General features: G+C 69.3%; 13 protein-coding genes. 7 read left to right on the forward strand and 6 right to left on the reverse strand.

The window, feature by feature from the left end:
- Positions 1 to 74: 74 nt before the first annotated feature.
- The 4 genes from R0232_RS39080 (at position 75) to R0232_RS39095 (ending at position 2682) form a co-directional block, all read left to right on the forward strand.
- Positions 75 to 791, forward strand: a complete 717-nt coding sequence (locus R0232_RS39080) for a GntR family transcriptional regulator (protein WP_431514507.1) — start codon at positions 75 to 77, stop codon at positions 789 to 791.
- A 122-nt stretch (positions 792 to 913) separates the two neighbouring features.
- Entirely contained in the window at positions 914 to 1354 is a 441-nt protein-coding gene (locus R0232_RS39085; RefSeq protein ID WP_431514508.1) for an N-acetyltransferase family protein, read from the forward strand.
- Positions 1355 to 1459: 105 nt separating this feature from the next.
- Positions 1460 to 1819 (forward strand): nuclear transport factor 2 family protein, encoded by a 360-nt coding sequence (locus R0232_RS39090; RefSeq protein WP_431514509.1) that lies wholly within the window; start codon positions 1460 to 1462, stop codon positions 1817 to 1819.
- Complete coding sequence (locus R0232_RS39095) at positions 1816 to 2682, forward strand: alpha/beta fold hydrolase (protein WP_431514510.1); 867 nt, start codon at positions 1816 to 1818, stop codon at positions 2680 to 2682. The genes R0232_RS39090 and R0232_RS39095 overlap by 4 nt, the downstream gene beginning before the upstream one ends.
- A gap of 6 nt (positions 2683 to 2688) precedes the next feature.
- On the opposite strand, the gene R0232_RS39100 is transcribed toward R0232_RS39095, so the two are convergent.
- Positions 2689 to 3768, reverse strand: coding sequence for an ABC transporter substrate-binding protein (locus R0232_RS39100; protein ID WP_431514511.1), 1080 nt, complete (start codon positions 3766 to 3768; stop codon positions 2689 to 2691).
- A gap of 7 nt (positions 3769 to 3775) precedes the next feature.
- Positions 3776 to 4651 carry a DMT family transporter gene (locus tag R0232_RS39105; protein ID WP_296786395.1) on the reverse strand — a complete coding sequence of 292 codons (876 nt, stop codon included), beginning with the start codon at positions 4649 to 4651 and terminating at the stop codon, positions 3776 to 3778.
- A gap of 109 nt (positions 4652 to 4760) precedes the next feature.
- Between R0232_RS39105 and R0232_RS39110 the strand changes: the two genes are divergently transcribed.
- Positions 4761 to 6203 (forward strand): PLP-dependent aminotransferase family protein, encoded by a 1443-nt coding sequence (locus R0232_RS39110; RefSeq protein WP_431514512.1) that lies wholly within the window; start codon positions 4761 to 4763, stop codon positions 6201 to 6203.
- Positions 6204 to 6244: 41 nt separating this feature from the next.
- On the forward strand, positions 6245 to 8620 hold the full coding sequence (locus R0232_RS39115) for a DNA polymerase II (protein ID WP_431514513.1): 2376 nt from the start codon (positions 6245 to 6247) through the stop codon (positions 8618 to 8620).
- Here the strand turns inward: R0232_RS39115 and R0232_RS39120 are convergent.
- Positions 8617 to 10116: an MFS transporter gene (locus tag R0232_RS39120; protein ID WP_431514514.1), complete on the reverse strand. Its 1500-nt coding sequence runs from the start codon at positions 10114 to 10116 to the stop codon at positions 8617 to 8619. The genes R0232_RS39115 and R0232_RS39120 overlap by 4 nt on opposite strands.
- Before the next feature lie 91 nt (positions 10117 to 10207).
- Between R0232_RS39120 and R0232_RS39125 the strand changes: the two genes are divergently transcribed.
- Positions 10208 to 11176 carry a LysR family transcriptional regulator gene (locus tag R0232_RS39125; RefSeq protein ID WP_431514515.1) on the forward strand — a complete coding sequence of 323 codons (969 nt, stop codon included), beginning with the start codon at positions 10208 to 10210 and terminating at the stop codon, positions 11174 to 11176.
- A gap of 67 nt (positions 11177 to 11243) precedes the next feature.
- Here the strand turns inward: R0232_RS39125 and R0232_RS39130 are convergent, their stop codons facing one another.
- The 3 genes from R0232_RS39130 to R0232_RS39140 all read right to left on the reverse strand — a co-directional run bounded on the left by R0232_RS39130 (position 11244) and on the right by R0232_RS39140 (position 14674).
- Entirely contained in the window at positions 11244 to 12332 is a 1089-nt protein-coding gene (locus tag R0232_RS39130; RefSeq protein ID WP_431514516.1) for a M14 family metallopeptidase, read from the reverse strand.
- Positions 12329 to 13687, reverse strand: a complete 1359-nt coding sequence (locus R0232_RS39135) for an MFS transporter (protein WP_431514517.1) — start codon at positions 13685 to 13687, stop codon at positions 12329 to 12331. Before R0232_RS39135 ends, R0232_RS39130 begins: the two co-directional genes overlap by 4 nt.
- Before the next feature lie 78 nt (positions 13688 to 13765).
- Positions 13766 to 14674 carry a LysR family transcriptional regulator gene (locus tag R0232_RS39140; protein WP_431514518.1) on the reverse strand — a complete coding sequence of 303 codons (909 nt, stop codon included), beginning with the start codon at positions 14672 to 14674 and terminating at the stop codon, positions 13766 to 13768.
- Positions 14675 to 14731: the final 57 nt, after the last annotated feature.

Here is a 14731-nt window from a genome sequence, read left to right on the forward strand (position 1 = left end):
TATCAGATGCCAGATATCGAACGCCAGAGATCAGATCCGGTATTTCCCGAGGGCTGCTCCTGTTAGGATCGCGCATGGCCCCGCCCCGTCAATCCGCCCTCTCCGTCAAGGTCGAGCGGCCCAAATCGCTCACCGAACTCGCGATCGATCAGATCCGCGCCGCCATCGTCAGGGGCGAATTGGGGTTCGGGGAGGCGTTGTCGGAGTCGGTGCTGGCGGCCACGCTGGGCATCAGCAAGACGCCGGTGCGCGAGGCGCTGCTGCACCTCAAGATGGAAGGGCTGGTCGAGGTCCATCCGCAGCGCGGGACCTTCGTGTTCCAGCTCGGCGAGGCCGAGGTCGCGAACATCTGCCGCTTCCGCTCGATGATCGAATGCGAGGCGCTGGCCGATGGCATGGAGCACCGGCCCGAGGCGCTGATCCAGGCGCTCGAGAAATGCCTGGACGACATGGCCGCCGCCTTCTCGAAGCAGCAGCACGACGAGTTCCCGCGCCTGGACACCGAGTTCCACAACGCCATCATCGAGAGCTGCGCCAACGGCTACATCCAGTCCGCGTACATGCTGGTGGCGGCGCAGCTCACCGCCCTGCGCTACCGGCTGCCGGCCGAGAACAGCCAGGTCACGCACTGCCAGGACAACCACCGCGTGGTGGTCGACGCGATCCGCGCCAACGACGCGGCGCGCGCGCAGACGATCCTGCGCGAGCACATCCAGAGCACGGAGCAGGCCTATCTGATCGCCTGCCGCAACATGGTGGCGCCGGCGCGCGGCGATCGCGCGGCCGTCTAGGGTCGGTACGCAACGGGCGGGGTCATGGCGACATGGCCCACTCCGAATCACCGAAGTTGGTCCAACGGGACGGGAGGTAGTGGCCGCACACTGCCTGCGCCTCTTCATCGACTTCATCCCTCATGACCGCCACCCCGATCAGTTTCCGCCCCGTCGAATCCGACGCGGACCTCCTCGCCTGCTACCCCATCGTGCGGCAACTGCGCCCGCATCTCGCGAGCCCCGAGGCCTTCCAGCAGGCCGTGACCGAGCAGCGCCGCGAGGGCTACCGCATGCTCGCGGCCTGGCAGCACGATGCGCCCTGCGGCTTCGCGGGCTACCGCTTCCAGCGCAATCTGATCCACGGGCGCTTCCTCTATGTCGACGACCTCGTGACCACGCAGGACGAGCGCGGCGGCGGCGTGGGCAGCGCGCTGCTCGGCGCGCTGAAGACGCTGGCGCGCGAAGCGGGCTGCACGCGCCTCACGCTCGATACCGGAATGGACAACGCGCTGGCGCAGCGCTTCTACTTCCGCAACGGCCTGCTCGCGCGCGGAATGCATTTCGGATTCGATCTGCGCTAGCTGTCAGCCAATCGCGTACGCCATCCTTGCCCATGGGCTGACGATCGCGACACGCCGGAGCTCTATACCGGGACCTGTTCCTGGTTCAACGAAGGAGAGTTCCGGATGTCACAGACGAACAAGGCCACCCTCGAGAAGGCCAACGCGGCCATCGTCGAAGGCGACTACGAAGGTTTTCTGAGCGCCTGCACCGACGACACGAAGTGGACCTTCGTGGGTGAGCAGACGCTCGACGGCAAGGAAGCCGTCCGCCAGTGGATGGCCCAGACGTACAAGGAGCCGCCGAAGTTCGACGTGCATCGGCTGGTCGCCGAGGGCGACATCGTGGCGGCCATCGGCGAGATCACGCTGAAGGACGAGGCGGGCAAGGCGACCCATCACAGCTACTGCGATGTCTGGCGCTTTCGCGACGGAAAGCTGGCCGAGCTGCATGCCTTCGTGGTCGAGACGGGAAGCACCGCATGACCTCCACCGTTCGGCACCGCCGCATCCAGGTCGGCAACGTGGACACCTTCTACCGCGAAGCCGGCCCGCCCGATGCGCCGGCCGTGCTGCTGCCGCATGGCTACCCGTGCTCGTCCTACGAGTTCCGCAACCTGATGCCGCGGCTGGCGGACCGCTGGCGCCTCGTCGCGCCCGACTATCCGGGCGCGGGGTACAGCGCCACGCCCGAGGACTTCGACTACAGCTTCGATGGCTATGCGCAATTCCTCGACCGCTTCGTGAAGACGCTGGGCCTGTCGCGCTTCGCGCTCTACCTGCACGACTTCGGCTCGCCGATCGGCGCGCGGCTGGCCATCATGGCGCCCGAGCGCATCGCGGCGCAGATCATCCAGAACGGCGACATTCCCTACGAGGACGCGCTGGGCCCGAAGTACGCGGAGATCGAGAAGACCTGGGCCCTGCCCGAGGCCGAGATGCGCGCCCAACTGGCGAAGGCCATCGACGAGGAGACCTTCAAGGAGGAGTTCCTCAATGCACTGGACGACGAGCACGCCGACCGGATTCCGCCGGACCTGTGGAAGCTGCACTGGTCGCTGGTCACGCCGAAACGCAAGGAGGTTGCGATCGACCTGATCGCGGGGCTGAAACAGAACCGCGCGTGGTTTCCGGCACATCGCCAGTACCTCGCGACCCACGAGCCGCCGACGCTGATCGTCTGGGGGCCGCACGATCACTACATGCCCGAGAAGTCGGCGCGCGCCTATCTGCGCGACCTGCCGCAGGCCGAACTGCATCTGCTCGATGGCGGCCATTGGCTGCTCGAGACGCACCTCGACGAGGTGTCGGGCCTGATGCGCGACTTCCTCGGCCGGGTGCACGCCTGAGCCGGCTCAGGCGCTGGCGTGGAGCACCCTGAAGCGATCGGGCTTCGAGGGATCGCGCTCGACGACCTGGACCGGTGGCCAGGCCCATTGCAGGACATCGATGCCCGGCACGCGCGAGAACCGGAGCGGGCCGCGGCTGCTTTCGAAGGTCCTGTGCGACCAAGCCTCGGCGATGCCCTCGCGCCGCGCACCGTGCGATCGCATCGCCTCGGCGAGCACGGTGATCGTGTCGTGGCCCTCGAAGGCGACGAACGAAGGCGCCACGCCCAGTCGCTCGCGCAATGCCGCTTCGATGCGCGTGGCTGACGAACCGAGACGCTCGGGCAGATAGCGAAGAAACGGAATCGCCGCGCCATCCGCGCCCAGCGCCGCCATCCACTCGGCGAACTCAGGTTGCCCGGCCGGCGCGCCGATCCGCATGCCCGCGAGGCGCGGGTCATGGCGCACGGCCTTGACGATGGGCACGGCCGGCTCGGGGTGCCCGGCCAGCATCAGGACGGCCGTGGCGCGCTGCTCGAACAGCTGGTCGCACAGTGCCGCCGGCGACGGCCCACGCGCATCGAGTTCGATCAACACGCCGCCACGCGCAGCCAGATGCTCGCGCAGGATGCCCGTGCCCGCCACCCAATAAACGCTGGCATCGGCCGTGACCGCGATGCGGCGATGGCCCTCGCCGAGCAGGAAGTCGGCGTAGATCCGCCAGCCATGCGACTGGGCCGGCGCCAGTCGCGCCACCCAGGGCGTCGGCTGTTCGCACAGCGCATCGAGCACCGCCGACGCGCAGAGGAACGGCAGGCCGAGTGCATGCGCGCGTGTGGCGGCAGCGCGGGCAACCACGCTGTGGTACTCCCCGGCCAGCGCCACCACGCCGAGAGCGGCCAGTTCGTCCACGGCGGCCACGGCCTTGTTCGGATCGGCCGCCGTATCCCTCACCACCAATCGAAGCGGCCTGTCGGCGATCCCGCCTGCCTCATTGATCTCGAGCGCGGCCAATTCCATGCCCGCCAGCAGATGCTCGCCCGCCTCGACCCAGCCCGGCCGGCTCAGCGGCGCGAGCGCGCCGAGCTCGATCGAGGAAGAACTCATCGGCCGCTCAGGCGAAGCGCTTGGCGCCCGCCACGCAGAACACCACGACCACGGTCGAGGCGATCATGGTCCAGGCCACCGGCTCGCCCAGCAGCATCCCGGCCAGCAGCAGGCCGAAGAAGGGCTGCAGCAACTGCAGTTGCCCCACGCCCGCGATGCCGCCGAGCGCCAGGCCGCGGTACCAGAAGACGAAGCCGATCATCATGCTGAAGACCGACACGTAGGCGAGGCCGGCCCAGGCCGGCGCGCCGATGCGGTCCCAGGCATGCGGCAGGGTGAACAACGCGATGGCGGCCATGAGCGGCAGCGACAGCAGCAGCGCCCAGCAGATCACCTGCCAGCCGCCGAGGCGGCGCGAGAGCGTCGCGCCTTCGGCATAGCCGAGTCCGCACACCACGATGGCCGCGATCATCAGCAGGTCGCCCTGCAGGCTGCCGCCGCGGCTGCCGTGCAGCGCAAAGCCGGCCACCACAGCGGCGCCGACGATCGAGAACAGCCAGAAGGCGGGCCTGGGCCGCTCGCCGCCGCGCAGCACGCCGAAGATCGCGGTCGACAGCGGCAGCAACCCGACGAAGACCACCGAATGCGCGGCATCGATGTGCTGCAGCGCGAGCGCGGTCAGCAGCGGAAAGCCGACCACGACGCCGATCGCCACCAGGGTCAGCGGCACGAGGTCGGCCCGCTTGGGCCGCGCCTCGCGCAGCGCGAACAGGAACACCGCGCCCAGCAAGGCGGCGATCACCGCGCGCGCGCCTGTCAGGAACAGCGGCGAGAAATCGGCCACGGCCACGCGCGTGGCGGGCAGCGAGCCGCTGAAGATGAGCACGCCCAGCAGGCCGCTGCCCCAGCCGGCGGAATGTCGTCGAGAACCTTCGCTTGTCATCCGCCCAGCGTAGCGGGGCGGAGCCCTGGCGGGAAGGCACAGAGGCATACAATTTCAGCAAACTGTATGGCTCATCCCGGCCACACAGTCACCCGGGAAGGCGACGAGGATGAGCGGTGTGAAGGCAACGATGCGGACCGATGCGCTGATGGAGGCGGTGCGCGCCAAGATCGCGAACCGCGCCCTGGTGGAAGGCGATCGCCTGCCCTCGGTGCGCAGCTTCGCCGAGACCATGGGCGTCTCGCCCTCCACCGTGGTCGAGGCCTACGACCGCCTCGAGGCCGAAGGCGTGATCCGCGCGCGGCGCGGCTCGGGCTTCTACGTGACCGGCGCCAACCTGCCGCCGATGGCGCTGGCCGAGATGGGCGCGCCGCGCGAGCGCGACGTCGATCCCTTCTGGGTCTCGCGCCAGTCGCTGGATGCCGACGGTTCCTTCCTCATGCCGGGCTGCGGCTGGCTGCCGGCCGACTGGATGCCGCATGCCGCCCTGCGCAAGGGCCTGCGCGCGCTGAGCCGCGCCGACGATGCGCTGCTGGCCGACTACGGCAGCACGCGTGGCGCGCTCGCGCTGCGCCGCCTGCTGCTGGCGCGCCTGGCCGACGAGGGCATCGCCGCGACGCCCGAACAGCTGCTGCTGACCACCTCGGGCACGCAGGCCATCGACCTGATCTGCCGCCTGCTGCTGCGGCCCGGCGACACGGTGCTGGTGGACGACCCCTGCTACTTCAACTTCCAGGCGCTGCTGCGCGCCCACCAGGCGAAGATCGTCGGCGTGCCGTTCACGCCCACCGGTCCCGACGTAGCGGCCTTCACGCAGGCGCTGGCGCAGAACCCGCGGCTCTACATCACCAACTCGGCGCTGCACAACCCCACCGGCGCCACGATCTCGCCGCAGACCGCGCACCGCGTGCTCGGCGCGGCCGCGGCGCAGGGCATGACGATCGTCGAGGACGAGGTCTTCGCCGACTTCGAGCCCTCGCCCTCGCCGCGGCTGGCGGTGCTCGACGGCCTGCAGCGCGTGATCCGCATCGGCAGCTTCTCCAAGACGCTCTCCGCCTCGGTGCGCTGCGGCTACATCGCCGCGCGCCGGGACTGGATCGACGGGCTGGTCGACCTGCAGGTGGCGACCCAGTTCGGAGGCCCGAGCCCGGTGGCCACCGAGCTGATCGCCGGCGTGCTGGCCGGCGGCAGCTACCGCAAGCACATGGACGAGGTGCGCCAGCGCCTCACGCGCGCGCGCAAGGACGCCACCGAGCGCCTGGCGGCGCTGGGGATCGAGCCCTGGCTCGCGCCGCGCGGGGGCTTCTACCTCTGGTGCCGGCTGCCCGATGGGCTCGACTCCGCGGTGCTGGCGCGGCGCTGCATGGAACAGAAGGTCGTGCTCGCGCCCGGCAATGTCTTCAGCGTCTCGCAGACGGCCGGCGCGTTCGTGCGCTTCAATGCCGCGCAGCTCGGCGACCGACGGGTGTTCGGCATCCTCAAGGAGGCCATGAAGAACAGCATGCCGCCGCGCGCTGCGACGGCCAGGCGCAAGCAAAGCGCGGCCCTGTGAAAATCCACCACGCTCCCGCTCCACCCGATCTCCAGCCTCCCGTGCCGTCCACCGAACTCCAGGGATTCATCCTCACCCGGCGCTGGCGCGATGCGCCCGGCGGCACCGAGATCGAGTTCTGGCTCGCCACCGACGAGGGCCCGCGCAAGGTGCTGCTCAACGCGCAGACCTCGGTCGCCTTCGTGGCGGCGAAGCACAGGCAGGCGGTGGAGTCGCACGCCTCGGAGCTGCCGGGGCTGCAGCTGCGCGAACTCGCGCTCAAGACCTTCGGCCAGGAGCCGGTCGTCGGCGTCTACGTCACGCATTTCCGCCAGCTCAAGCGGCTGGTGCGGCTGCTCGAGACGAAAGGCATTGCGCTGCTCGAGGCCGACGTCCGGCCGCACGACCGCTACCTGATGGAGCGCTTCATCACGGCGGGCGCGCTCGTGGAAGGCGGCAGGTCCGAGGGCGCCGCCATCGTCGATCCGCGGCTCAAGCCCGCGCCCGCCTACCGGCCGCGGCTCAAGGTGGTGTCGCTCGACATCGAGACCAGCCAGCACGAGGAGCTGTACTCGATCGCGCTCGACGGCACCGGCGAGCGCGTGGTCTACATGCTGGGCGAGGCGCCCGCGCAGGCGGCGAGCGAGCCGCTGGACTTCTCGCTCGTCTACTGCGCCAGCCGCAAGGCGATGATCGAGCGCCTCAACGACTGGTTCGAACACAACGACCCCGACGTCATCGTCGGCTGGAGCGTGATCCAGTTCGACCTGCGGGTGCTGCAGAAGACGGCCGACACCGCCGGCGTGCCGCTGCTGCCGGGCCGCGAACGCCGGCCCTTCGAATGGCGCACGCATCCGGGCAAGCAGGGCTACCTGTTCGCGACCACCGCGGGCCGCGTGATCATCGACGGCATCGAGGCGCTGCGCTCCGGCATGTGGAGCTTTCCGTCGTTCAGCCTCGAGTCGGTGTCGCAGGCCTTGCTCGGCGAAGGCAAGGCCATCGGCGACGAGTACGACAAGATGGCCGAGATCGAGCGCCGCTACCAGCAGGACAAGCCGGCGCTCGCCACCTACAACATCCGCGACTGCGAGCTGGTGCTGCGCATCTTCGAGAAGACGAAGCTGCTGAGCTTCGTGCTGGAGCGCGCCCAGACCACGGGCCTGCAGGCCGACCACTTCGGCGGCTCCATCGCCGCGTTCAGCCACCACTACCTGCCGCGCATGCACCGGCTGGGCTACGTGGCGCCCAACGTCGGCGAGATCCTCAGCAAGGCCTATCCGGGCGGCTACGTGATGGACTCCAAGCCCGGCTTCTACGACTCGGTCGTGGTGCTCGACTACAAGAGCCTCTATCCATCGATCATCCGCACCTTCCTCGTCGACCCCGTGGGCCTGGTGGAAGGCATGCGGGCGCGGGACCCGGCCGCGGGCGTCAAGGGGCCGAACGGCACCCTGTTCTCGCGCGAGAAGCACTGCCTGCCCGAGATCGTCAGCACCTTCTGGCACGCACGCGACGAGGCCAAGCGCGCGAAGAACGAGCCGCTGTCGCAGGCGCTGAAGCTGCTCATGAACTCCTTCGCGGGCGTGCTGGGCGCGTCCGACTGCCGCTTCTTCAACCCCGACCTGGTGTCCGCCATCACGCTGCGCGGCCACGAGATGATGCGGCTCACGCGCGACTTCGTGGAGGAGCGCGGCTACGAGGTCATCTACGGCGACACCGACTCCATCTTCATCTGGCTCAAGCGCGCGCATTCCAACGAGGACGCGCACGCCATCGCCGCGGCGCTCACCACCGAGATCAATGCTTGGTGGACCCGCACCCTGCACGACGAGCAGGGGCTGCGCAACTTCCTCGAGATCGAGTTCGACACCCACTACAAGAAGTTCTTCATGCCCACCATCCGCGGCTCGGAGATCGGCAGCAAGAAGCGCTATGCAGGCCTGAGCGTGGATGCGAAGGGCCGGGAGGAGATGGTCTATCGCGGCCTCGAGATGGCGCGCAGCGACTGGACGCCACTGGCGCGCCAGTTCCAGGAAGGGCTGCTGTCGCGCATCTTCCACGACGAGCCCTACCGCGACTTCGTCACCGACTACACGCGCGCGATGCTGGCGGGCGCCAAGGATGAACTGCTGATCTACCGCAAGCGGCTGCGCCATCGCCTCGACGACTACCAGGTCAACGTGCCGCCGCAGGTGCGCGCGGCGCGCATCGCCGACGCGTTCAACGACCGGGCGCAGCGGCCGCGCCAATACCAGAACGGCGGCTGGATCCAGTACGTGATGACGCGCAACGGGCCCGAGCCGCTGGAAGCGCGGCAGTCGCGGATCGACTACGAGCACTACTTTGCGAAGCAGTTGCGGCCGATCGCGGATGCGATCCTGCAGCCGATGGGGGAGAGTTTTTCGGCGTTGACGTCTTCGCAGCAGGGATTGTTCTAGCGGGCCAGGTCAGGCTGCCCCGCGGCCAGCGGGAGGGCATCCGTCGCAAGCGGCCCGGTCGACCGCGCGGGCCGCAACCAGGCACACGCCAGCAAGGCCAGCAACGCCACGCCGGCGACGCAGCCGAAGACCGATTGCAGTCCATGGCCCATCGCGGCCGTCAGCGCATCGGGCGACGCCCGCATGCCCAGCGCGACCAGATCCTGCTTCATCAGGCGCGTGAGCAACGAGGCCAGCAGCGCCACCCCGGCCGCGCCCCCGAGGCTGCGCAACATGATGGGGGCGGCCGTCGCGATGCCCATGTGCTGCAGTGGCGACGAGCGCTGGGCCGTCACGGTGACGATGGGGAACAGCACGCCCAGTCCCAGGCCCAGCGGCAGCAGGCAGAACGACAAGGCCAGGGGCGTCTGCGGCAGCCACCGCAGCGTGCCCACGATCAGGACGAAGGACAGCAGCATCAGTGCGCAGGCCGTTCGCGCCAGCGAAACGGCCGGCACCTGGGCCCGGAGCAGCTTGCCGCTCGCCACCGCGGCCGCGGTGATGCCGGCCATCAACGGCAGCAGGTGCCAGGCCGAACTCGTGGGGGAAAGGTGCAGGCCGACCTGAAGGTACTGGGGCAGGAAGACCACCGCGGCATAGAGCGCGATGCCCGTCGCCATGCCGATGAAACTGACGGCCGCATAGGCCGGGTGAGCGAACAACGACAACGGCAGCAACGGATGCGATGCGCGGGACTGGCGCCACAGGAAGGTCGACGTGAACATGGCGCCCAGGGCCAGCAGCACCCACAGCGACAGGCGTTCCGGCAGGTTCAGGTGCGCGTGCTGGGTCGCCAGCAGGAGAAAGACGAGCGCCGCCGCGAGCAACGCCGCGCCGAGCCAGTCGACCCGCGGGCGCTGTCCCGATGCGGCCGATGCTTCCCGCGGGGCGCGCGCCGATGGCAGCGTCCATGCCAGCACCGTCCAGGCCAGCGCCGCCAGCGGAACGTTCAGCCAGAACGCCCAGTGCCACGACAGGTGCTCCACCAGCGCGCCACCGAGCAACGGGCCGAACATGGTCGACACGCCGTAGGCGGCGCCCAGCAGGCCCTGATAGCGGCCCCGCTGCTCGGGCGCGAACAGGTCCGCCACCGTGAGCATGGTCAGCGTCATGAGCCCGCCGCCGCCTGCGCCCTGCAGGGCGCGCGCGACCACCAGTTGCTGCAGATCCCGGCTCGCCCCGCAGGCCAGCGAGCCCAGCAGGAACAGGCCGATGGCGACCAGCAGCATGGGCTTCCTGCCCAGCACGTCTGCCAGCCGGCCGTAGAGCGCGATGACCACCGTCGCGGCCAGCAGATAGGCCGAGAACACCCAGGCCAGCGGCCAATGGCCCGGCAGTTCGCGCGCCATCACGGGCAAGGCCGTGGACAGGATGGTCTGGTCCAGCGCGGCGAGGATGAGCGTCAGCACGAGCATGGCGAAGGGCAGCAGGGACGATGGCGTCGGGGGATGCTTCATGGGCAAGGCGTTCGATGGGAGCAAAGGGGGCGCCAGTGTCGGAAAGCGGGTCGATTCTGTACAGTGCAATGTATTGAACCTATTATTTCGTGTGACGAACACCTACGACCTCAACCTGCTGACCGCGCTCGATGCGCTGCTCAGCACCGGCAGCGTGACGGCGGCGGCCGCACGCATGCACCTGAGCACGCCGGCCATGAGCCATACCCTGGCGCGCATCCGCGAGTCCTTCGGCGACCCGATCCTCGTGCGCGCGGGCAGGAAGCTCGTTCCGACCCCGCGTGCGCTGGCGCTGGCCGAGCCCGTGCGTGCGCTGCTGGCACAGGCGCATGCATTGCGCGGACCGGCCGACGCGGACAGCCTGGCCGGCTTGCGCCGTCGCTTCGTGGTGCGTGCGCCCGAAGGCATCGCGGTGGTGTTCGGCGCCAGCCTGTCGATCGCGCTGCAGGCCGAGATGCCGCTGGCCGCGCTGCAGTTCCTGCCCGAAACCTACGTGGACCCGGCCGCGCTGCGCGAAGGGCGCATCGATCTCGACATCGGCAGCTTCCGGACGATCGATCCCGAAACGCGGACGCAGGTGCTGTCGGAGCAGGCGCTGGTGGGCGCCGTGCGCGCGGGACATCCGCTGCTGAAGACGCCGAAGAAGACGCCCATCACGGCCGAGCGATTCGCGGCCGCGCGCCATGTCGGCGTCGTGCCGCGCCCCGGCGAAAGCTCGCCGGTGGACACCTCGCTGGCCGCGCTCGGTCTGCAACGGCAGGTGGCGCTGCTGGTGCCCAGCACCTTCTCCGCATTGATCGCGGCCTCGCGAACCGACCTGGTGGCGAGTGCCCACGAGCGCTCGGCACGCGGCATGGCGGCCTCGCTCGGGCTGGTGATCTTCGAGCTGCCGATTCCGGTGCAGATGGAGCCGATGCGCATGGCCTGGCACCCGCGCCATCAAGCCGATCCGGCACATCGGTGGCTGCGCGATTGCATCGCACGCATCCTGAACGATCCGCACTGGATCAAGCCTTCCGTGGCATCGTTGACCGGGAATGCCAGGAGAGGCGTGATCTGAGGCGGTACGCGTCGATGCGGTCGCTCGCGGTCGCCGCCGATGGCGGCGTGACCGCGCCGAACTTCCTTCACGCGGACGCGCCGAGCCCGCACAAGGCCTGCACGACCGCCGTGCGCGCCTGGCCGAAGACCATGCCCTGCCAATCGGCATCGTCGACGTAGAAGCAGGCCTTCAGTTCCTGCCCGGCCTCGGCCTTGAGCCGCGGCGCGACGGAAGGATCGCCGCGCCAGCAGAAGTGGTCCGCGCGCAGCGCATCGATCATCCGCAGCAGCGGCACGGTGCCGAACTCGAGCGCGATCGTGGTGCCCAGTGCGTTGGGGCATTCCTCGGCGAGGATCGTCACCATCGGGCCGCTGATCTCGTACATCACCGAGTCGTCGCGCTCGGTCGAGATGACATCCGCGCCCCACCAGGTCCGCGCGCGGTCGATCTCGCCGGGCCGGCCGATGAACACCTTCTCGCAGTGGCCCCGCGGGCCGAGCCCGGTGTGCAGGTCGATCCAGCCCACCTGCTTCGCCGCGGCGCCCTCCTGCCGAAGAACCTGCCGGATCGTCCTGTTGCTCCAGGTCGCTCGGCTGCCGCCGTAGAACATGCCGGTGGGCGAGTCGTACTGGCCCTGGAACACGGACTGCCCATAGGCTTCGACGCCGTGCGCACCGATCCAGGCATCGAGCCGCGCGGCCGCCTCGGGGCCCGGCGGCCATGCGGGCGGAAGCAGCAGGGGCTCCAGTTCGGCGTAGCCGTGGTTCGGCGAACGCTTCTCTTCAAAGCGCACGAAGTTCCGGTTCACGTCCACGTTGTCTTCGTTGACGCGGCGCAGGTGCGAGAAGCCGAAGGGATTGACCGCATGCACGAACAGCAGGCCGACGCCCATGCGTTCGGCCGTGGCCAGCAGCGGCTCGTCCACGAGCATCGCCGACTGGCAGCCCGAGCCGCAGAAGCCCTCGACGCCGTGGATCGCGGAGGTCAGCACCAGCAGCTTGTCGGCATGCGGATCACCGACCCGCACGATGTCCATCGCGAGTTCCTCGCCCTGCGCGCCGCGCACGCCTTCGATCGCATGCGAGGCGACCGCGAGTCCCGCTGCGTCCGCGCTCGCGAGAAAGCGCTCGCGTGCCGCGGCATAGTTCGCCGCGAAATGGCTCGTGGGTTTCACTTGAAGCTCCCCACCGGCATCGCGCCGCGAACACGGCGCGGCGCTTCCTTCGGGCTCTCCGCATCGAGGTCCTCACCGGTGCGGTCCACGAGCCAGGGCATGACGAGGGTCGAGACCACGGTCACGACCACCAGGTACCAGGCGGGCGCCAGCTTGTCGGCGGTCTCGTGCACCAGCCAGGTCAGCACGAAGGGCGAGAAGCCACTGAAGACCGCGACCACCACGCTGTAGACGGTCGACAGTCCGCTGGCGCGCACATGCTTCGGGAAGATCTCGGTGAGCATCACCAGCAGCGCCGGAAACTGCGAGGTCAGGCACACGCTGAGCAGCGCGACGACCACATACAGGCGTCCCGGCGAGGGCGCGGCAAGCAGCCAGTGGAAGCACGGGAACACCAGCAGCAGCAACACCACGCGCGACCAGAAGATCACGGGCTTGCGCCGCAGCCAGTCGGCCAGCAGGCCCGACAGCGGCGCGACGAGCAGGTTCACGATGCCGAACACCACGCCGGCCCAGATGCCGACCTGCACCGGCAGCCCGAGCTCCCGGGCCGCGTAGGTGGGCATGTAGAACGCGACCACGTAGATGCCGACCGTGCACGAGAGGAACAGCAGGCTGGCCTGGATCAGTTGCTTCCAGTGGTGGCGCAGCAGCAGGCCGATCTTGCCGCCCGATTCGTTGGAGGCCGATGGCTTCGGCGCGTCGACATGGGTCTCGTGCAGGCGCGTGCGGATGTACATGCCCACCGGCGCGATCAGGATGCCGAGCACGAAGGGCAGCCGCCAGCCCCAGCTTTCGAGATCGGCCGGGGCCAGCACCGAGATCACGGTGCTCGAGACGAGCGCGCCGAACATCACGCCCAGGCCCTGGCTCGCGACCTGCCAGCTGGCCATGAAGGCACGCTCGTTGCGGCCCGCGTACTCGACCAGCATGGCGGTCGACGCACCGACCTCGCCGCCCGCCGAGAAGCCCTGGATCAGCCGCGCCAGCACGATGATCGCCGGCGCCGCCAACCCGATCTGCGCGGGCGTGGGTGCCGCCGCGATCATGGCGCAGCCCAGTGCCATGAGACCGATGGTCAGCCCCATCGCCTTCTTGCGGCCATGGCGGTCGGCATAGGCACCGATCACCACGCCGCCCAGCGGCCGCGCGAGGAAGCCGACGCCGAAGCTGGCCACCGCCAGCAGCAGCTGCGCATAGGGACTCAGGGAGGGGAAGAAGATCCGGCCGATGATGCTCGTCATGAAGCCGTAGACGGTGAAGTCGTAGAACTCCAGCGCGTTGCCGACCGTGATCGCCGTCACCGCCTTGCGCTTCGATAGCGGTGGCGCGACGCCACTTGTCTCGGTACCCATCGTTGTCTCCTGGCCATGCCTTTTGTTGCGATGCCGGATGCTAGGAGCAGCGATCCGCGGCCGGAAGACAAGCACTCTTCAGGGGTGATAGGCATTGCCTTTCATCGCCGCCTCATGGCGCAGGCAATCGAGGAAGTTCTGCGCCGCCGGGCTCAGCACCGATCCGGGCCGCGAGATCACGCTGACGTCGAGCGCCGCGAGCGGGTCGCACAAGGGCACCTTGACTAGGCCGTAGTGCGGAAACTCCTCGCGCGTCATGGTGTCGACGAACACGCCGACCAGGTCGCTCGCGCCCACGAGCTTCAGGCCGATCGCCGTCGAGGTGCAGCGCACCACCTGCGTCGGCGGCGCGATGCGCTTGTGCGCGAACAGCTGGCGCACCAGCGCGGGCGCGCTCTCGTCGTCGTAGGGCAGCAGCCACTCCCATTCGGCGAAGCGGTCCGTGTTCGCCGCGTCCAGGATCGGATGGCCCGCTCGCGCCACCGCCACCATGGCGGTGCGGTACAGGCGCTTGACCTCCCAGTCGGCCAGCGAGCCGGGCAGCATGTGCGCGACCATGAAGTCCACCGTGCCGTCGAGGATGCGCGGCAGCGTGTGGGGGATCGAGGCCTCGTTGAAGCGGACCTCGACATGGGGGAAGCGCGCGCGGAACGCCGCGAAGGCCTTCGGCAGGATCTCGAAGGCGACGGCCGTGGAGATCGCGATCGAGATCAGGCCCGAGCTGCCGTCGCGGATCTCCTCGATCTCCGCCACCGCGCGCTCCATCTCGCGCTGGATCACGCTGGCCCGGCGCACCAGCGAGCGGCCATACACGGTGAGCTCGACACCGGCCGTGCCGCGCTGCAGCAGCGGCGCGTCGACCGACAGCTCGAGCTCGCGCATCGCCTGGGTCACGGCCGGCTGCGACATGCCGAGCGCACGCGCCGCGGCCCGGATGCTCCCATGCTCGGCGACGCTGAGGAACGAGCGGAGTTGACTCAGTTTCATGGCGGTCGGGCTCGGGAGAGTCGGGAGATTTCGCAGTGTACGGGCGCGGTCCCGCGA

It is taken from the genome of Variovorax sp. DAIF25 (assembly GCF_050711835.1).
Classification (GTDB): domain Bacteria; phylum Pseudomonadota; class Gammaproteobacteria; order Burkholderiales; family Burkholderiaceae_C; genus Variovorax.

Bases quoted from the DNA above. Each gene is read 5' to 3' on its own strand.
- R0232_RS39120 (WP_431514514.1), bottom strand. From the start codon at position 10,116: ATGAAGCATCCCCCGACGCCATCGTCCCTGCTGCCCTTCGCCATGCTC.
- R0232_RS39110 (WP_431514512.1), top strand. From the start codon at position 4,761: ATGAGCGGTGTGAAGGCAACGATGCGGACCGATGCGCTGATGGAGGCG.
- R0232_RS39080 (WP_431514507.1), top strand. From the start codon at position 75: ATGGCCCCGCCCCGTCAATCCGCCCTCTCCGTCAAGGTCGAGCGGCCC.
- R0232_RS39090 (WP_431514509.1), top strand. From the start codon at position 1,460: ATGTCACAGACGAACAAGGCCACCCTCGAGAAGGCCAACGCGGCCATC.
- R0232_RS39085 (WP_431514508.1), top strand. From the start codon at position 914: ATGACCGCCACCCCGATCAGTTTCCGCCCCGTCGAATCCGACGCGGAC.
- R0232_RS39095 (WP_431514510.1), top strand. From the start codon at position 1,816: ATGACCTCCACCGTTCGGCACCGCCGCATCCAGGTCGGCAACGTGGAC.
- R0232_RS39105 (WP_296786395.1), bottom strand. From the start codon at position 4,651: ATGACAAGCGAAGGTTCTCGACGACATTCCGCCGGCTGGGGCAGCGGC.
- R0232_RS39140 (WP_431514518.1), bottom strand. From the start codon at position 14,674: ATGAAACTGAGTCAACTCCGCTCGTTCCTCAGCGTCGCCGAGCATGGG.
- R0232_RS39100 (WP_431514511.1), bottom strand. From the start codon at position 3,768: ATGAGTTCTTCCTCGATCGAGCTCGGCGCGCTCGCGCCGCTGAGCCGG.
- R0232_RS39135 (WP_431514517.1), bottom strand. From the start codon at position 13,687: ATGGGTACCGAGACAAGTGGCGTCGCGCCACCGCTATCGAAGCGCAAG.